General features: G+C 50.9%; 14 protein-coding genes. 7 read left to right on the top strand and 7 right to left on the bottom strand.

What is annotated here, in order from left to right; genetic code table 11:
- Positions 1 to 118: 118 nt before the first annotated feature.
- The 5 genes from CX664_RS16295 to CX664_RS16275 form a co-directional block, all read right to left on the bottom strand.
- The gene (locus tag CX664_RS16295; RefSeq protein ID WP_101747765.1) at positions 119 to 922 is read right to left on the bottom strand and encodes an undecaprenyl-diphosphate phosphatase; all 804 of its coding nucleotides are present in this window, start codon (positions 920 to 922) and stop codon (positions 119 to 121) included.
- Between the two features lie 16 nt (positions 923 to 938).
- A complete protein-coding gene (gene tsaB, locus CX664_RS16290; RefSeq protein ID WP_101747764.1) occupies positions 939 to 1610 on the bottom strand; it encodes a tRNA (adenosine(37)-N6)-threonylcarbamoyltransferase complex dimerization subunit type 1 TsaB in 672 nt (223 codons plus the stop codon).
- A gap of 184 nt (positions 1611 to 1794) precedes the next feature.
- Positions 1795 to 2445, bottom strand: a complete 651-nt coding sequence (gene adk / locus CX664_RS16285; RefSeq protein WP_101747763.1) for an adenylate kinase — start codon at positions 2443 to 2445, stop codon at positions 1795 to 1797.
- A 376-nt stretch (positions 2446 to 2821) separates the two neighbouring features.
- Positions 2822 to 3943: a beta-ketoacyl-ACP synthase III gene (locus CX664_RS16280; protein ID WP_101747767.1), complete on the bottom strand. Its 1122-nt coding sequence runs from the start codon at positions 3941 to 3943 to the stop codon at positions 2822 to 2824.
- A 108-nt stretch (positions 3944 to 4051) separates the two neighbouring features.
- Complete coding sequence (locus CX664_RS16275) at positions 4052 to 4285, bottom strand: tautomerase family protein (protein ID WP_163373103.1); 234 nt, start codon at positions 4283 to 4285, stop codon at positions 4052 to 4054.
- Positions 4286 to 4788: 503 nt separating this feature from the next.
- On the opposite strand from CX664_RS16275, the gene CX664_RS16270 reads away from it, so the two are divergent.
- Positions 4789 to 7851, top strand: coding sequence for a hypothetical protein (locus CX664_RS16270; RefSeq protein WP_180966524.1), 3063 nt, complete (start codon positions 4789 to 4791; stop codon positions 7849 to 7851).
- A 231-nt stretch (positions 7852 to 8082) separates the two neighbouring features.
- Positions 8083 to 11292: a hypothetical protein gene (locus CX664_RS16265; protein ID WP_101747760.1), complete on the top strand. Its 3210-nt coding sequence runs from the start codon at positions 8083 to 8085 to the stop codon at positions 11290 to 11292.
- A gap of 297 nt (positions 11293 to 11589) precedes the next feature.
- On the opposite strand, the gene ppc is transcribed toward CX664_RS16265, so the two are convergent.
- The gene (gene ppc, locus CX664_RS16260; protein WP_101747759.1) at positions 11590 to 14295 is read right to left on the bottom strand and encodes a phosphoenolpyruvate carboxylase; all 2706 of its coding nucleotides are present in this window, start codon (positions 14293 to 14295) and stop codon (positions 11590 to 11592) included.
- Positions 14296 to 14714: 419 nt separating this feature from the next.
- Between ppc and CX664_RS16255 the strand changes: the two genes are divergently transcribed.
- The 4 genes from CX664_RS16255 (at position 14715) to CX664_RS16240 (ending at position 16969) form a co-directional block, all read left to right on the top strand.
- A complete protein-coding gene (locus tag CX664_RS16255) occupies positions 14715 to 15404 on the top strand; it encodes a nucleoside recognition domain-containing protein (RefSeq protein ID WP_101747758.1) in 690 nt (229 codons plus the stop codon).
- 2 nt (positions 15405 to 15406) lie between these two features.
- The gene (locus CX664_RS16250; RefSeq protein WP_101747757.1) at positions 15407 to 15874 is read left to right on the top strand and encodes a YjiG family protein; all 468 of its coding nucleotides are present in this window, start codon (positions 15407 to 15409) and stop codon (positions 15872 to 15874) included.
- A gap of 86 nt (positions 15875 to 15960) precedes the next feature.
- Positions 15961 to 16251 carry a DUF406 family protein gene (locus CX664_RS16245; RefSeq protein ID WP_101747756.1) on the top strand — a complete coding sequence of 97 codons (291 nt, stop codon included), beginning with the start codon at positions 15961 to 15963 and terminating at the stop codon, positions 16249 to 16251.
- Positions 16252 to 16360: 109 nt separating this feature from the next.
- The gene (locus tag CX664_RS16240) at positions 16361 to 16969 is read left to right on the top strand and encodes a tRNA-uridine aminocarboxypropyltransferase (protein ID WP_101747755.1); all 609 of its coding nucleotides are present in this window, start codon (positions 16361 to 16363) and stop codon (positions 16967 to 16969) included.
- Between the two features lie 4 nt (positions 16970 to 16973).
- On the opposite strand, the gene CX664_RS16235 is transcribed toward CX664_RS16240, so the two are convergent.
- A complete protein-coding gene (locus CX664_RS16235) occupies positions 16974 to 17519 on the bottom strand; it encodes a thioredoxin family protein (RefSeq protein ID WP_101747754.1) in 546 nt (181 codons plus the stop codon).
- 164 nt (positions 17520 to 17683) lie between these two features.
- Between CX664_RS16235 and CX664_RS16230 the strand changes: the two genes are divergently transcribed.
- Positions 17684 to 18286 (top strand): TetR/AcrR family transcriptional regulator, encoded by a 603-nt coding sequence (locus CX664_RS16230; protein ID WP_101747753.1) that lies wholly within the window; start codon positions 17684 to 17686, stop codon positions 18284 to 18286.
- Positions 18287 to 18330: the final 44 nt, after the last annotated feature.

Below are 18330 nucleotides of genomic sequence, written 5' to 3'. Positions count from 1 at the left end.
GGCTATGCTCCCTACGTTGCGCCTTGCATAGCAACTGCCCACTTAGCCAGAAATATACGATTCCATTTGGCCAACTACTTAAATGATCGGCTGATTCTCAGCCGATCACTATTCCTTTCTATAAGAATACAAATCCAAGCAGCACCACACCCAGAACCATCCGGTAGATGACAAATGGCATAAGCCCGATACGGTTGATAAATGCCAGGAAGAAATGCACACAGAGCCAGGCACTGACAGCCGACACCAGGGTTCCAAGGGACAGTGTCGGCCAGTCCACCGGCACCGTGCTTTCTGCCAGATCCAGCATCAGCAGGCTACCCGCCCCCAGAATCACAGGAATGGACAGCAGGAACGAGAACCGGGCAGCCGCATCACGGGTAAAGCCCATCATTAACGCGGCCGTCATGGTAATACCAGAACGGGATGTGCCCGGAATCAGCGCCAGCGCCTGGGCAAAGCCAATCAGCATCGCCTGCCTGAAAGACATCTGCTCCAGGGGTTGAATACGCTTGCCTTGCAGATCTGCCCAGCCCAGCAGGGCACCAAAAATCAGGGTGGTACCGGCAATAACCGCAACGGTCCGCATCGCCTCATCCAGCCCCATTTTTTTCAGGGCCAGACCAAATACCACGGCCGGCAATGTGGCAAAAATCAGATACCAGCCAAGACGGCTGTTAACGGTAGCGCCCTTCCCCACCAGAGAGCCCAGCCAGTCACGGGCAATGGCAAAGAGGTCTTGCCAGAAATAGGCAATGACGGCAGCCAGCGTACCAATGTGCACAGCGACATCAAATGCCAGCCCCTGGTCCGTCCAGCCAAGCAACTGAGCGGGCAAAATCAGGTGGCCCGAGCTGGAGATAGGAAGAAATTCGGTAATGCCCTGGATCAGCGCCAGGATAATGGTCTGTAGAGTGTCCATAACGATCCGTCCTTGCTTAACGTTCTGATTTTTTCAGAGCTACCTTATCCCGAAGATACACCGGCATGGCCTGCTCCGCAGGCAGCCCTTTACCCCGTTTAAAGTCGGCAGCAGCCAGCAGGGCTATATCATGGGCCCTGGGCCAGGCTTCAATCTGACAATCAACCACGGTGGCCGACAGTCGATGCCTGAATGCCCAACCAGTGCCCATCCCGAACCAGTACCCATCCATAACCGGTACTACAACGTTTTCTGGCAGGGTCACTATTTCCGCAGCAACCGGCACCATTAAGCCATCCGACTCGGAAAACGCCCCCCAGTAGACCTCATCCATTCTGGCATCAATGGCACTCAACACTTTTGCTGCCTGGTGCTCCCTGAGCCCCTGCTGAGCCAGAGCCGCCAGCGTCGAGACCGGAACCACCGGCAGATCAACCGCAAACGCCAACCCCTGAACCATGGCGGTCGCCACCCTGAGGCCGGTAAATGCCCCTGGCCCCCGACCAAAAGCCAGGGCATCCAGCTGCTTAAGGCTTAAGCCGGCCTGAGCCAGAACGTCTTCAACCATTGGCAGCAGATCACGGCTGTGTCGGCGGGGAGTCAGCTCAAAGCGTTCAATCACATCGCCATCAAGGTTAAGGGCAACAGAACAGGCTTCCGTTGCGGTATCAAGAGCAAGCAGTTTCATGGGGAGTCTTTACTGTTTTGGTGAGTCAGCAACAAGGCCAGGGGGCTATTTTGATAAGACTGGCAGTTCATTACAACCGTATTTTCAGTCATTACAAAAAAGCCGGTGGCGCTTTCTCACACCCCCGACTTTTGTTTTGATCAACAGTCATTGCCGAGGCAACAACATCAGGCAACTATCTCACTCAGGCGAGAACAGGCTTCAGCGCGTCCAGCACCTGCTGTTTGATGTCATCAACAGAGCCGACACCTTCAATGCGGCTGTAACGGGTATCGCCACCCACTTGCTGATAGAACTCAACCAATGGCGCAGTCTGGTCATGGTAGACCCCAAGACGCTTGCGTACCGTCTCTTCTTCATCGTCTGCACGCTGCACCAGGGCTTCACCGGTCACATCATCCTTACCCTCTTCTCTGGGTGGATTAAAGACCACATGGTAAGTACGACCACTTTCCGGGTGCACGCGACGGCCACTCATGCGCTTGACGATTTCTTCATCATCAACCGCGATTTCCACAACGTGATCAATGGCAACACCGGCATCACGCAGGGCTTCTGCCTGGGGAATGGTGCGCGGGAAGCCATCAAACAGGAAACCGTTGGCGCAATCACTTTCAACAATACGCTCTTTGACCAGGGCAATGATGATGTCGTCAGAAACCAGCGCCCCGGAATCCATGACGGCCTTGACCTTGTTGCCCAGTTCAGTACCGTTTTTGATCGCAGCCCGCAGCATATCCCCGGTAGAGATCTGGGGGATACCATACTCTTCCATGATAAATTGAGCCTGAGTCCCTTTACCGGCGCCCGGTGCACCCAGCAGAATAACGCGCATGAAAAGCTCCTGTTGCCAGCCATCCGTTCTCTGCTGCAAGAGATCGTATTATAGAGACATCGTCTGGCTTGGAATGTGACAAATTTATTGACGTATTCAATAAAAAGCGGACAAGCATATACAGCCGGAAGCCCGGTGACAAGTTTGGACTTATCACTGGAACTTGGTACATGGTTTCAATGAGTTTGACGTGTACAATCTCCGTTCACCCTGAGCGTCCTTCGGCTCCGCTCAGGATGCTCGGACGAAGGGTGCTTGGCACGATCTATCAAAGTCCGGAGTTTCCGGCCTTCGACAAGCTCAGGACGAACGGAGTACGGAGGCACTACAGCCCGTCAAACTCATTGTAACCATGTACCAGGAACCAATATTAAAATTACTGCTTTTCAACCACCACGCTACCGATGGAGTAACCTGCCCCGAAAGAGCAAATGACACCTTTATCCCCCGATGTCAGATCCAGCGAGTGTTTATGAAAGGCAATGATCGAACCGGCTGAACTGGTATTAGCGTACTCATTGAGAATCACCGGCGCTTCCCGGGGCTCTGGCTCACGGCCCAGCAGCTTGCGCGCCACCAATTGGTTCATATTCAAGTTTGCCTGATGCAGCCATAAACGGCTCAAATCACCGGGGGTAAGCGCAAGAGACTCAAGGTGATCAGAAATATGCTTCACCACCTGGGGGCAAACTTCTTTAAAGACTTTCCGGCCATTCTGGACAAACAGTTTGTCGGGCTTGCCGACACCGGTTTCATCCGCACGATTCAGAAAGCCAAAGTTGTTACGGATATTATTGGAGAACTGAGTCCACAGGTGACAGCCGAGTACCCGGTAGCCATCTTTCCGTCTGGCAATGTCTTCACTCTCCAGCAATACGGCAGTACAGGCATCACCAAAAATAAAGTGACTGTCCCGGTCACGGAAGTTCAGATGACCTGAACAAATTTCCGGGTTCACCATCAATACCCGTTTTGCAGACCCGCTGCGAATAGCGTCGACGCCAGCCTGGATACCAAAGGTAGCCGAAGAACAGGCGACATTCATGTCATAACCATAACCACCGCCACCGAGAAACTGCTGGATCTCAACGGCAATGGCCGGGTAAGGGCGCTGCATATTGGAACAGGCGACAATAATCATATCCACGCCGGATGGCTCTACCCGGGCCTGGGCAAGAGCCCCTCTGGCGGCATGGAGTGCCATTTCGCACTGGACAGAGATGTCCTCATTGCCACGCTCGGGAATTCGTGGAACCATTCTCTGCGGATCAAGAACGCCTTCCCGATTAACCACGTAGCGGCTAACAATTCCGGAGGCTTTTTCAATAAACTCACTACTGCTTCTGGCCAGCGGTTCCAATTCGCCGGCGGCTATGGCCTCTTTGTTGTTTTCATTCTGCTGGTCGACCCAGGCATTGAATGCATTGACCAGCTCATCATTACTGATGGCCCCCGGCGGGGTATATAACCCGGTACCACTGATCACGACTTCCGGCACAATCACTCCATCACATGCTTATTGTCTTTTATTTTTTGCATCTTATAGCAGGGTAATTACCAAGGGAACTAATAAGTAACCAACCTTATGAAATTATCGTTTCTGGCGTCAGGGCTTACCGGTTCCCCGCTTTTGTCTTGATGCCTCCAGCTCCGGGCTATTCCCCCCAAGACTCCAGTTTCCGGGCTCCTCCTCTTCAATGACCACCCAGACCGCCTGCTGAAAACGATCTTCACCACCTGCTGCAACCTCCACCAGCAGCTTAGAGATTCCATCCATCACTTCCTGTTTCTGGATTTCATTAAACAGCCCCTTGACCGTTTTCACAGAGACAAACGGCATAAGCACTTACCTCACAATAAATATCGACCTTCACAGATTAGCTGAAAAAGGAATAGGGGGAAGATTTCAGAGCCCGTAAAAAAGCACAGAAAGAATGCTCAAATTAAACGAGACCTGCCCAGTATAGTTCGACCGGTTTTAAATCACCTGAAACAACACTGAAAAAGCATCCAGACGATTAAAATCAAGGGGGGGAGGGGGAACTCTTTGAGGTTTATCGAATCAAACCACTGGGGATAACTGACCATATAATGAGAGAATTAGAAAATCTTATGATCTCAATTGCCACAGTTGACCATCCAACGCCCGGTGTGCGCACTGCTCCTGACCCCACCAGCTTATTTAACCATGGCAGATTAATGTTAAGGGCTGTTGATGCTTGCAAGGGCAAATGGCACGGCTGGGAAACAAAACCAGTTACGCTGTTGAGTCCCCATTGCAAAAACCCTTTATCTGAAAATTTGGGAAGACCGGTATTCAGGGCCGCACCATGGGTAGTCACCATGTTGCAACCAGTGGATGCTATCAAGTTAATATGGGCCTATAAAAGAGATGCTTTTTCAGATAGTACCGGCAATTGTCAGCCTTCAGACACACACAGCGAGCGGTTAAAAAAAATCACTGACCTGGCAACGCTTGATACAAAATTAGAAGAAATATATTGCCAGAATAAAACGCTCTTTCCGGACACCACCTCCGGACACATCGGCTGGAAGGGTTATTTGTTCCATCAGTCGTCCCGCAGAAAAAATGCCGACACAACCTACCCGGAGGTTATTTGCCACCTTAATTTTGGCCTGATGCACTGCGGGTATCTTCTCGATTTTACCAGAGAATCAACCTTTGCCCGGGTTGCCAGGATGATGCAGAACATTTTGCTGCTTGAACTGGAAAACAATGCCAGCGCCCTTGAGGAATTTCGTCAACCTGTGCAGCTGTCGGTCTTCGATAGAGAACGGGGTGCGCTATTCCAGCCGGTGAAACTGCAGCGTCATGAAGTGGAGGCGATTTCGGCGAACGCCAGGGCATTCTCTAAATATGCGCATTCCATGGGTTGGGACAGCACACTGTTCAAGGTGCTGTCCAAGTCCGGTGGTGATCGCTTTCTGCAGCTACTGACCAATATTCCGGAAAGTGTCAAAGCCGTGGCAGAGACAGATAAAAATCCGGAACTCATAAAAATATTAACAACTCCGGGTCTATTGGAGTCACATAGCCTGCCTGAATTACTGGCAGCCATAGAACATGCCCGACTACTTAACGTCAATATACCGGTACAGTTCCTGAAAAATATCGTGAACACGACAACTATCTACCTTGGTGAAATAACATATTTCAGAAACCAGGATAAATATCTCTACCTGGAGATGGATTTACTCCCTAGGGATCGCATAAAGGAGCTGAAATCGATGTTTGCCAAGCAAGCGGTGCTCTGCAGAAAGGCATTAACGAACAGATTGTTTGTCCCAATATTATTTAACGGTAATACCAGCGCCGACTACAATCCATTAGTCACCTGTCTTCTGATTGCCCATGGTACCAGGATCAGCTTTCAAAACACCCCCCGTCAAACAATTAATATTCTCTGGCTGTTAATGGCAGCCCGGTATTTCTGTAGAAAGCATTGGTTGACAATGGATGAACTCAGGATCCTCCGCCACGAGCTACTGTGGCAGCTTCTCTGCAGCGAGATGACTCATACGAAAAATTACTTCACCAGTATAAATCCGGGGCAAGTGGCTCCCCCTGAGAAAACACTGAATAACCTTGATACGCTTATGGACAATCTGGAAACGCTGTTAGCCAGACAATCACTAACTACCGACGACAGCTGGGTTGAAGATCAGTGCCGGGAACTGATCGGAGAAGAAATATATGACCAATTCTATCTGGACGACCAGGTCGATGAGCGCAAACTGCAGGACTATCTGCAAAGTGGCCTATCACCGCTGCGATTTAATGATGAACAGTTAATGGACCATATTCGCTACATGAGCACCATACCGCTGAAAGAGTATGAAGCCGGCAGCCATATAGAGATTTCTCACAAAATACGACGGGTACATAATTTCTGTGTTATCCGGTTGCCAGACAAAGAAGTTGGCCCGGGCGAATGGCTGGATGAATTTCTGGCCGCCCCGCCGGACTTTGCGCCAGGTGAACTCCGGGATGTTGATTACTATCCTGCAATCACACGGATAGCGGGTCGGCATTACTACCAGAACATCCATCCCACCAAAGCCAAATTCATACTGGCCGGGAGCGCAGGCTTAAAAACCGGTTTCCGCAAAGTTCATGGTCTGGATCACGCCCTGCGTACACAGCTGGCGACCGAGTTTCTTGTGGAGGTATTGCCTCACGTTCATGCTCCATTTGCGGAGCTACTGAAAAACCAGCCCCTGCTACTGGAATTACTGCCCATTGCCGAGCTGTACCACGATGCGGTTGCCGAAGATGAACATAAAGAGTTAGAAGAGCGTCGTGCTGCTGAACTGTTCCAGCGTGATATGCAGGGTTTGCATCATTACCCGGATGAACTGATCGGGTTAGTAACCAGTGCCCTGAAAAATAAAAACAGTAACAAGATGCAGCCGGTCAGGGCTCCCTTCACCAGTGACCAGCAATGCCCGGCGAGGGAATTACTGCTTCGTCAGGTGCTGCGCTTTGGTGATATCGTCGATATTGTCCGGGTCATCCCCTGCCGGGACGATTTTCCCGCGATCCGACTGACACCAGGTTCTGCAGAGCCCGTAGAGAACCGCCACTTTAACCCGGAAGCCATTGAGTTACTCCGCGTGGTCAATAAACCAGAGTTTACCCTGCTGATCCAGGCAGCACTGCTGAGCTTCAGGCATCTGGCCTGCATTACCGGAGGCTGGCACCACAAAGACGCCAATCCGTTCACCACGCAATACCATTTGCCGGTGGATAACCATCAACGGCGGTTGCTGATTGAACAGGCGTCTGATCCGCAGCAGTGCTTGCGTGATAATCTGGATGATCTGGTCCGGTTGGTGATGGCCGAAAAAGTCGGCATCAAACCCTGCCTGACCGATCACCCCAAACGCTCGGACAACCCGCCCCTCCCCGATTGCTGGGACCCACAAACCGGCTCAGCCGGTGCTTACCGAAGGCTGCACAATGAACAGGAACTGCGACAGATTGAATTACCTGAAAACATGACCCTGACAGAAAAAATTATCGTTGCCGCGGATAAACTGAACAATGAACAGAACCACACAGTGTTCAGGCTATCGTCTGCCACCCGCAATGGTATGCAGTCAGAAATGATGCGGTTGCAGCAGAAGGGCATCCTGCCAGCCATCGGTACACCGCCGCAGTCTGAGCTTGAGCAAATATTCCGGCAACCGGACTGTGTCGGTGCCCGAATACTGCATGAACGAGGGCTTATGGTGGTGTCTGATGAACATGAAGGAAGGATCGTTTATCGAATGCAGCCTAACGGCCAACGACAACAAAGAAAGAGGCGGCACGATGAGCTTAACCATGACGCCTGCTTCCACGATAACGGCCCTGCCCCTAAACAGGCTGCCGTTATGCATTGACAGTTCCCTGCCAGCGGATTTTCAGACCCGTTTGTCGCCGCCGCACAACTGCATGGATGCAGGAGCCATGTGCAGTTGCTGCGCAGGGCAGTCTATTCCCGGTCAGCCTCCCAGACCACTGCATAACTACTAAAAAAGCGGTGTAGAGTGTCAAATCACGGAGCAGAGGAGGAACTATTTGATAGTTATTGAATCAAAAGTACTGAATAAACAGAAATTAATAATCACCTTATGACTATATCTTCAGTTGATCAGACTCCTGCGCCCGGTTCTCGCCCGGCTGATGATATTGTCAGCTTATTCAAGGATGGCAGATTAATGGTTCGGGCTGTTGATGCACGCAAAGGCAAATGGCTCGGCTGGGAAACAAAGCCGGTTACCCGATTAAGTCCTCAATGCAACAACCCCTTAACTAAACATGGTGAAGAGCAGGTATTCAGTGGGGAGTCATGGGTAGTGACCATGTTAGGACCAATAGAGAGGAATGAGGTTGAGCTGGCATGGGCCTATAAGCATGATGCCTTTACCGATGCTCAAGGAGATTTTCAGCCGGACAAAACACATTCCAAACCGATAAAAAAAATCACGGATTACGTCACCCTTAACATCAAGATGGAAGAAAAATATTGGCAGAGCAAAACCATCTTCCCTGATACCATAACCTCCGGGCGTATTGACAGCACAGGTTACCTGCTGCATCAGTTATCCAGCAGGAAAAACATCGAAAAAACCTACCCGGAAATTATTTGCCGCATCAATTTGGGTCTGATGCACTGCGGATATCTTCTCGACTTTAACCGGGAAGCTACGTTTGACCGGGTCGCAGATATGATGCAAAACATTTTACGGCTGGAACTGGGAGATGCCGCCAGTGCCCCTGGGGAATTTCGCCAACCTTTACGGCTGTCGGTATACGATAGCGAGCGGGGTGTGCTATTCCCACCGGTAAAACTGCAGCGCCATGAAATAGAGGCGATTTCGGCAAACGCCAGAACATTCTCGAAATATGCTCAAACCATGGGCCAGGCTATCACGCTGTTTAACGTACTGGTGCAGTCCGGTGTTGATCGTTTTTTGCAGCTGCTGATCAATATTCCGGAAAGTATCAAACCCCTGGCAGAGGCAGAAAAAAATCCGAACCTGATAAAAGTATTATCGACCGAGGACATATTAAGTAGCTTACCCGAATTACTGGAAGCGATAGAAAATGCCCGGTTGCTTAATATCAATCTACCTGTGCAGGTATTGGAAAGATTAATTGATACGTCCCTTTTCCCTGCAAGTGATTTAAGAGACTTCAAAAAACAGGGAAACTGCATTTTCCTGGATAGGGATTTATACAGGGATCGTTGGCAGGAGACAAAACCGACGCTTGGCAAGCAAGCGCAGATTTGCAGGAAGGCACTGATTAACAGGTTATTTGTCCCAATATTGTTGCAAGGTCATTGTGATTATTACTCTGCGCACAACCCATTAGTCGTCTGTCTTCTGATTGCCCATGGGACCAGGATTGACTTTCAAAAGCGCAATGTTGACGTAGCCGATAGCCTGTGGCTGTTACTGGCAGCCAGGTATTTCTGTCTGGAGAATTTGTTGACCCTTGATGAATTCAGGATTATCCGCCACGAGATTCTTTGGCAGATTAGCTGCAACAAGATGGTTTATACGAATGGCTTCATCACAGAGATTCAGCCGGGGAACATGGCGTCCCCTGAGGGAATCCCGAATACTCTGGCTACGTTTATAGACAATCTGAAAAAAGTTTTGGCCCGTCAATCGGTATCCACCGGAGCCGACTGGGTTGAAAATCTGTGCCGGAAACTGATCGGCAAAAAAATATACCAACAGTTTTATCTGAACAAAAATGCTAATGGGCAAAAATTGCTGGATTACCTGCAAAATGGCTTATCGCCGCAGCGGTTTAATGATGAGCAGTTAATCGAGCATTTTCGCTACATGACCACTATCCCACTCTCAAACAATCCATTATTCAGCATCTTAAAGCTTTTTCACCGAGAGCCCAGAGTAAATAATTTCTGTGTTATCCGGTTGCCTGATAAGAAAACCGGCCAGAGCGAATGGCTCAACAAATTTCTGACCGCCCCACCGAACTTTGTGCAAAGTGAGCTTGACCGTATTGACCACTATCCTGCCATCACCCGGGTAGCGGGTTGGCATTACTACCAGAATCTCCATCCCACCGTAGCAAAAATCATACTGGAAGGGGGCAAACCCGGTTCCCGCAAAGTTCACGGCCTGGATCACGCCCTGCGAACCCAGCTGGCGACCGAGTTTCTTGTGGAGGTATTGCCTGACATTCATGCGCCATTTAAGGAACTGCTGAAAAACCAGCCCCTGCTGCAGGAATTACTGCCCATTGCCGAGCTATACCACGACGCAGTTGCTGAAGATGAGCATAAAGATGTGGAAGAGCGTCGTGCTGCTGAACTGTTCCAGCGTGAAATGCAGAGTTTGCATCACTACCCGGATGAACTGATCAGGTTAGTATCCAGTGCCCTGAAAAATAAAAACAGCAACAAGATGCAGCCGGTCAGGGCTCCTTTCACCAGTGACCAGCAATGCTCCGCAGACGAATTACTGCTTCGTCAGGTGCTGCGCTTTGGTGATATCGTCGATATCGTCCGGGTCATCCCCTGCCGGGAGGATTTTCCCGCGATCCGACTGACGCCGGATTCTGCAGAACCCGGAGAGAACCGCTACTTTAACCCGGAAGCCATTGAGCTACTCCGCGTGGTCAATAAACCAGAGTTTACCCTGCTGATCCGGTCAGCACTGGTGAGCTTCAGGCATCTGGCCTGCATTACCGGGGGCTGGCACCACAAAGATGCCAACCCGTTCACCACGAAATACCGGTTGCCGGTGGATAACACCAAACGGCGATTGATGATTGAACAGGCATCTGATCCGCAGCAGTGCATGCGCGACAACCTGGATGATCTGGTTCGGCTGGTGATGGCAGCGAAAGCGGGCATCAAACCCTGCCTGACCGATCACCCCAAACGCTCGGACAACCTGCCCCTCCCCGATTGCTGGGACCCGAAAACCGGCTCAGCCGGTGCCTACCGAAAGCTGCACAATGAGCAGGAACTAAGACAGATTGAATTACCTGAAAATATGACCCTGACAGAAAAAATTATCGTGGCAGCGGATGAATTGAACCACACAATGTCCCTGCTATCGCCTGCCACCCGCCACGGCATGCAATCAGAGATTGAGCGGTTACAACAGAAGGGTATCCTGCCCGCCATTGGTACGCCGCCACAGTCTGAGCTTGAAAAAATATTTCGGCAGCCGGACTGCCCCGGTGCCCGTATACTGAATGAACGAGGACTAAAGGTGGTGTCTGATGAATATGACGGAAGGGTCGTCTATCGGATGAAGCCGAACGACCAGCAGCAACAAAAAAAGGCGGCACGGTGAGTTTAACCATGACGCCTGCTACCGTTAAGGAACAGTCCTGAAATAACTTCGAGATTTCAGTAAGCGCTGCCCGCAAGAGACAGGCCGCCTGTGCTTTTGTAGTTAGCGGCTAGCACATGGTTTAAATGAGTTTGACGTGTACAATCTCCGTTCACCCTGAGCGGAGTCGAAGGGTGCTTGGCACGATCTATCAGAGTCCGGAGTTTCCGCCTTTAGGCCCTATGGGTCCTTCGACAGACCTCAGGACGAACTGAGTGCGGAGGCACGACACCCCATCAAACTCACTGCAACCATGTACTAGCCAGTATTCCGCATACCTGCCGCAATACCGGCAATGGTGATCATCAATGCCTGTTCCAGCTCCTCACCCACTTCCGCATCCTCTCCCGCCATCTTTTCATGGGAGCGAACCCGCTGCAGCAACTCAGCCTGAAGGAAGTTCAGAGGATCCGTGTAAGGGTTACGCAGACCAATGGCTTCTTTGTTCTGCGGGTGTGATGACATCAGCTCATCTCCCTCTTTCAGATCCAGCAGCACTTCAATGGCAGACGACAGCATGCGTCTGAGTTTTTCGCCCAGGTAGCGCAGATGATCGGGCACCAGCTGATCTTCATAATACCGGGCCAGCTGGGCATCGGTCTTGGTGAAGACCATCTCCAGCATTTCCAGACGTGCCTTAAAGAACGGCCAGTCGGTCATCATTGCTTCCAGCACATCCCGGTTGCCATCGTTGACCGCATTCTCCAGCGCTTCGCCACAGCCCAGCCAGGTTGGCAGCATCAGGCGAATCTGTGTCCAGGCAAAAATCCAGGGAATAGCCCGCAGACTTTCCACGCCACCGTTGGGTTTCCTCTTGGCGGGACGGGAGCCAAGCGGCAATTTACCCAGCTCCATTTCCGGCGTTACCGCCCGGAAGTAAGGTACGAAGTCAGGCTCTTCACGAACAATGCCCCGGTACACCTTCACGGAATCCGCTGACAACTGATCCATTACCTCACGCCATTCCTGCTTTGGCACTGGCGGCGGCAACAGGGTTGCTTCCAGTGTGGCGCTGGCATACAGCATCAGACTCTGGACGGCTACTTGCGGGAAGCCAAACTTAAAGCGGATCATTTCCCCCTGCTCAGTCACCCGCAGGCGGTTATTGACCGACCCCGGAGGCTGGGAAAGAATCGCCGCATGGGCCGGGCCACCACCACGGCCAATGGTACCCCCACGGCCATGGAACAAGGTCAACCGGACATCGGCCTCAGCGCATACCGCCGTCACCTCTTCCATGGCACGGTACTGAGCCCAGCCAGCCGCCATCCAGCCCGCATCTTTGGCAGAATCAGAATAACCAATCATCACCATCTGGCCACCATGGCAATAACCGCGATACCAGGGTAATGACAGCAGGTGACGAATACACTCCGCTGCGTTGTCGAGGTCGTCCAGTGTTTCAAACAGTGGTGCGATGGGCATGTCGAAATCCACGCCACACTCTTTCAGCAGCAGAGCCACCGCCAGTACATCCGATGGCTGTTTGGCCATGGAAATCACATAGCAGTTCAGCGCCCTGGAGCCCTCGGCGGCTATGACACGACAGGTGTTTAAAACCTCCTGCACGTCCGGTGATGGCGACCACTTCAGTGGTCCTTTGGTATTCGGCAAGAGAGGTCTTGGGTTTTGCAGCTCTTTCAGCAGGAAGCTCTGCCTTTCCAGTTCTTCCCAGTGCTCATAATCCCCCAGGCCCAGGGCCTTGGTCAGCTCGCTAAGCACCTGGGTATGACGGCCAGACTCCTGACGGATATCCAGTTTAATCAGCGTCAGACCAAAGCAGTATGCCCTTCTCAGGGTGTCCAGCAGAGGACCATCGGCAATAACCCCCAGGCCACAGGCATGGAGAGAGTCGAAACACAACCTTAACGGCTTGATCAGATCTTCATTATCAAGCATGACGCCCGCCGTCGGTGTTACCGGTGCATCCCCGAGTCTGGCCAGACCTCGCTCACACCACTGACGGGTATGTCTCAGTTTTTCCCGCAACTCTTTTAACACAGACCAGTAAGGTTCCCGGGAGTCCCCCACAAGCGCCCGCAGTTCATCACTGCAATCGTTCATGGAAAGCTCACTGATCAATGGTTTCAGGTCCCTTAAAAACAGGTCTGCAGCCATCCAGCGACTGAGCAGCAACACTTCACGGGTCACTTCAGATGTTACAAACGGGTTACCATCGCGGTCGCCCCCCATCCAGGAGGAAAAGTGCACGGGTGCCGCCTCAATTGCCAACCGATGACCGGTGAACGCTTGCAGACGGTCATCCATCTGACGGACAAACTGTGGCACCGCATGCCACAGGGAGTGCTCAATGGTGGCAAAGCCACCTTTTGCCTCATCAACCGGTGTTGGTCGTTTACTGCGAAACTCATAGGTATGCCAGGCCTGAGTAATCAGCTGGCGAATGCGCTGTTCAATGCGCTGCTGTTCGTTATCACTGAGCGACTGGTTTTCCAGGTCACTCAGGCACTGGAATATCTGCTCATATTTCTGAATTAATGTACGACGGGTTACTTCTGTCGGGTGCGCAGTCAGTACCACCTCAACATCCAGCTCCGATGCTTTCTCGGCAATCTGCTGATCGCTGAGACCTTTCTGCTTCAGCGCCTTGAGCAATTCACTGAAGTGATCAGGAACACAGTGGCTGGTTTCACAGTCCCTGGATACCAGGTGGAACTGCTCGGCAATATTGGTGAGATTCAGAAAATGGCTGAAAGACCGTACCACAGGTACCAGCTCATCATCAGGCAGGCTGTGCAGCAGGTCTAACAGGGCCTGCTGTTCATTCAGACCGTCATCACCCTCGGCATCACTGCGGGCCGCCTTGGACAGTTGACGAATAGACTCGATTTTATTGAAGAAGTCCTCTCCCTTGTGGTCCCGGATGACGTCACCCAGCAAGGTACCCAGCATATTGACATTTTGACGCAGCGACGATGGGTTTTCTGTTGGCTTTTCTGACATAGCTCTTTGCCTTTCGATGTTATTCCGGCCCACTTTGCCTCTGTAAGTCTTGGTAAGCCTGACTCGTATTAACCCACGACAATTTACTTGTTAAATGAGTAGAACAAAGCGCAGCCTATACCAGATACACGTAAGAAAAAAGGGAAATCACCTACTCACAAAAAAACCCATACCCTCACAGTAAAACACTCTGCCCCCTTTCAATTTCTTCAATGTTCAACACAGTAAAACACCGTCGTTTTTATCAGCGAAGCACAAGTCGACTGACATGGGAATACTGTTTCGTAAGAACCGAAAACAAAGTACGAAATACTGCGTCTAACCCTGATTCTATCTTGCACAGCAGACTTATAAGCTCTCAGGCAATGTAAGTTTTAACTCTGATTTCTACAACGCTTGTAAATATCCCAGGGGGAAAAATGAAAACTGATGACCAGGAGAAGGTCTCCATTGGAGCCTATATAACACTGGCATTTGCTGTCGTGTTCTTTTCCGGACTCCTGAAGTCTAATGAGTGGTACGGTGTCTTTGACTTCACCACCCTTAACGGCAGCTTTGGCAGGCTGATGAAAGACGCCACGGGTGGCATGGCCGCTTTCCGCGGTGTGGGTGGTAGCGGTGCGGCCGATGGTTTTTTGTTTGCCCTGGGTCTGGTACCAACGGCCATGTTCGCCCTGGGTATGATTGCAGTGCTTGAGCACTATGGCGCGCTGAAAGCTGCCCGTAAAATGCTGACACCTCTGCTTCGTCCTCTGATGGGTATTCCCGGTTCAACCGGTCTGGCCATTATCGGCAGTCTGCAGTCCACCGACGTGGGTGCTGGCCTGACCAAATCCCTGGCGGATGAAGGCGAACTGACTGACACAGAAAAAGATGTCTTTACCGCATTCCAGTTCTCCGGTGGTGCACTGATCGTCAACTTCTTCGGTTCCGGTGCGATACTGTTCACCCTGTCTGACACCACGGGCGCTGCTGTTCCCGGTTCTATTGGTCTGGCCCTGGCCGTGATGTTTATCTTTAAAATCGTCGGTGCCAACATTATGCGCTTCTACCTCAAGACCATTGACAAGAAATTCGGCGAACAAGCAATCACTGCGGAGGCTAACTGATCATGAGTGCTGCACCTGAAAGTAAAAAGATGATCACTGACGTCTTTGTTGAAGGCGCCCGTAAGGGTTGGGGCATTGGTATCGGGAGCATTATCCCAAATATCATGATGGCCTTCGTGATCATCAAGATTCTGTCTCTGACCGGTTTTCTGAATGTTCTGGCCACCGTGTTTGGCCCGATCATGGCACTGTTTGGAGTACCTGGTGAAGGGGCTGCCGTACTGATGGCCGCGGTTATGTCCATGGGGGGTGCCGTTGGTGTTGCCGTAGGCCTGTTGAATGAAGGCGCTCTGCACGCCCGCGATATTGCCATTCTGGCACCTGCTATCTACCTGATGGGTTCCACCATTCAATACGCTGGACGTATTCTTGGTGTTATCGGGACGGAAGGTCGCCGTTACCCTGTCCTGTTTGGCATCTGTATCCTGAACTCCCTGATGGCCATGTTTGTCATGAATCTGCTGGTGTGAATCTTTATTCAACGCTATGATCCGGGTTCAACAATAAAAAAGCCGGGGACTTCCCCGGCTTTTTTTGTCTGGATGACTTTATATTTATGAAGGTAGTTGCCATGAATGAGAAAGACCCATTTGAAAGCCTTGCCTGTAACTGCGTAGAAGTTGGCACCATTATTAAAGAAGACGATACCGTATTGACTATCGATCTTTCTGGCGTCAATGCTGAATCACGATTTGATGCCCTGAAAGAAGAGGCGGCAAAAATCGGTTCCGGCAACTGCAAAATCTCTGCTGAAACCATTGATGAACATGGCCAGACCGTGATTCGTGCCATGTTTGAGTTTGACTGCACCGCTGAAAAACTGATTTTTCAGATGAAGAACGCCTGATTCTCCAGCCAAAAAGACAGTCACCGGGCGAATGGTTTAAACTGTTCGCTGGCTATCCACCTCGCAGTCCTTGCCAGGCCTCCCGAAAATAAGCCAGACATTAACACTCATGCCCAGACCCCTATGCCCCCGATGCCAACGCCCGGAAACGCAGTGTTACTGTTCAGCGCTGAAAGAAGAAACCGCCTGCATGGATATAATTATTCTGCAGCATCCCCGGGAGTCCAGGCACCCATTGAATACGGCTCGCATTCTGGAGCTGGGCATCGGTAATTGCCAGGTATGGGTGGGTGAAGATTTTTCCGATCATACACACCTCCAAACAACGCTGGCAGAAAAGGACTGTTATCTGCTATTTCCCGGGGCTAATGCCCACGCCAGCCAGGATATCCTGCGAACAGCGATGCCGGAAGCACTGATCATCCTGGATGGAACCTGGCGCAAGGCCAAAAAGATCTATTACCGCAACCCACAACTGCAACAACTCCCCAGCATTGAGCTCACCGAGCTTGCCATATCCGACTATCGCATTCGCAAAACACCGGGAGCAGGTGCCTTATCAACAGTAGAAGCAGCGGTTACCCTGCTGCGTCAGGCTAGCCAGGATAGCAAGGCACATCAGCAGCTTCTGGACACATTCAGCCTGATGATTAACCAGCAAATCAACGCCATGGGGCAGGAGATTTTCAAGAAAAATTATCCACAGAGAAATGGTTGACCCACTATTTACGCCACTTGATGTTGCAACCGACACTGGGCTTTTGATCTTCACTGACTGGCAAGCCCTTTAGCAAAGCAGTCATGGCACTGCGAAGATCATCTCCTGTCACCGGTTTACCATTCCCCGGCCTTGAGCCATCAAACTGCCCGCGATAAACGCACTTCAAATCTCCATCAAAAAGAAAAAAGTCTGGCGTACATTCCGCTTGATAGGCTTTAGCCACCTGTTGAGTTTCATCATAAAGATACGGAAAGCCATAGGGCTTTTGGGCCATTAACTCAGGGCGATCCTGGGGGTAATCGGTCACATCATTGGCGCTGATCGCGACAATGCCCAGATCCGTGCCATGAAACTCTTTACCCAATGCCACCAGCGCTTCTTCAATATGCACAACATAAGGACAATGGTTACAGATAAACATCACCAGAAGCCCTTTACTTCGGGCCACCTCAGCCACAGTTTTTTCGGTCCCGGAAAAAACATCCGGCAAACTGAAATCCGGAGCCTGAAAACCAAGTTCAACCATAGAAGAGGGTGTGAGCGCCATGATGTATCACCTTTGTTATTCAACCTGTTTAATGGATATGGTGGTCCGCGACGTTTCTGCAATTCAACGAAATCATGGCATAAGCCATGTCCTGGCACCACAGGGACTGTTTACAGAGGTCAAAACTCTGCTAACTTAGAGTGACAATAATCAATAGTAAGCCTATGGGAAGATCATCCTCGTTCAATCGACAACAGGTGTTAAGTGATGCCCTTGAGCTTTTCTGGTCCAGGGGGTTTTATGCCTGCTCATTGAAGCAACTGGAAGAGGTTACCGATATGCATCCGGGTAGCCTTTATTATCATTTCCAGAATAAAGAGCAATTATTTCTCTGCGCTCTTGATCACTACCTTGAATGGCAGCTGCAACCCAGAATCGATAAGTACCTGGCTTACAGTCCCACGCTATTGGATCTCCGACGCTTTTTTACCTCCGGTTATCGTCATGGTCAGGAGGCCAGCTACCGCAACTGTTGTTTCCTGGTGACCACCAGCAATGAGCTGCATCTACTGCCACCCGATGCATCAGAACGGGTGCAGAAAGGCATCCAGATGCTGCGGACAGGCTTTATTGATTTTATTGAGAAATATACAGAACCGAAAAAAAACAGCAGCGCTACTATTGATCATGAAGTCATCGCCAGCGAGCTTCTGAACCTGTATCTGAGCATTCAGCTGATGGCCAAAGTGAACCCGAATCAGCATGCCCTGGACAAACAGGTCAGACAGAGCCTGAATAACCACTTTACTTCCATCCCGCACCAGTAATGCCTGCCATAATGAATTCAATCCATTACCCATCTTCAGGCCGT

The organism is Endozoicomonas acroporae, assembly GCF_002864045.1.
Taxonomy (GTDB): Bacteria; Pseudomonadota; Gammaproteobacteria; order Pseudomonadales; family Endozoicomonadaceae; genus Endozoicomonas; species Endozoicomonas acroporae.
The sequence above is the reverse complement of the archived record's forward strand: the minus strand, read 5'-3'. Positions and strand labels throughout refer to the sequence as shown.

Excerpts from the sequence above, each read along its gene's own strand:
- CX664_RS16295 (WP_101747765.1), bottom strand. The coding sequence starts at position 922 with ATGGACACTCTACAGACCATTATCCTGGCGCTGATCCAGGGCATTACC.
- tsaB (WP_101747764.1), bottom strand. The coding sequence starts at position 1,610 with ATGAAACTGCTTGCTCTTGATACCGCAACGGAAGCCTGTTCTGTTGCC.
- adk (WP_101747763.1), bottom strand. The coding sequence starts at position 2,445 with ATGCGCGTTATTCTGCTGGGTGCACCGGGCGCCGGTAAAGGGACTCAG.
- CX664_RS16275 (WP_163373103.1), bottom strand. The coding sequence starts at position 4,285 with ATGCCGTTTGTCTCTGTGAAAACGGTCAAGGGGCTGTTTAATGAAATC.
- CX664_RS16270 (WP_180966524.1), top strand. The coding sequence starts at position 4,789 with ATGTTGCAACCAGTGGATGCTATCAAGTTAATATGGGCCTATAAAAGA.
- CX664_RS16265 (WP_101747760.1), top strand. The coding sequence starts at position 8,083 with ATGACTATATCTTCAGTTGATCAGACTCCTGCGCCCGGTTCTCGCCCG.
- ppc (WP_101747759.1), bottom strand. The coding sequence starts at position 14,295 with ATGTCAGAAAAGCCAACAGAAAACCCATCGTCGCTGCGTCAAAATGTC.
- CX664_RS16255 (WP_101747758.1), top strand. The coding sequence starts at position 14,715 with ATGAAAACTGATGACCAGGAGAAGGTCTCCATTGGAGCCTATATAACA.
- CX664_RS16250 (WP_101747757.1), top strand. The coding sequence starts at position 15,407 with ATGAGTGCTGCACCTGAAAGTAAAAAGATGATCACTGACGTCTTTGTT.
- CX664_RS16245 (WP_101747756.1), top strand. The coding sequence starts at position 15,961 with ATGAAGGTAGTTGCCATGAATGAGAAAGACCCATTTGAAAGCCTTGCC.
- CX664_RS16240 (WP_101747755.1), top strand. The coding sequence starts at position 16,361 with ATGCCCAGACCCCTATGCCCCCGATGCCAACGCCCGGAAACGCAGTGT.
- CX664_RS16235 (WP_101747754.1), bottom strand. The coding sequence starts at position 17,519 with ATGGCGCTCACACCCTCTTCTATGGTTGAACTTGGTTTTCAGGCTCCG.
- CX664_RS16230 (WP_101747753.1), top strand. The coding sequence starts at position 17,684 with ATGGGAAGATCATCCTCGTTCAATCGACAACAGGTGTTAAGTGATGCC.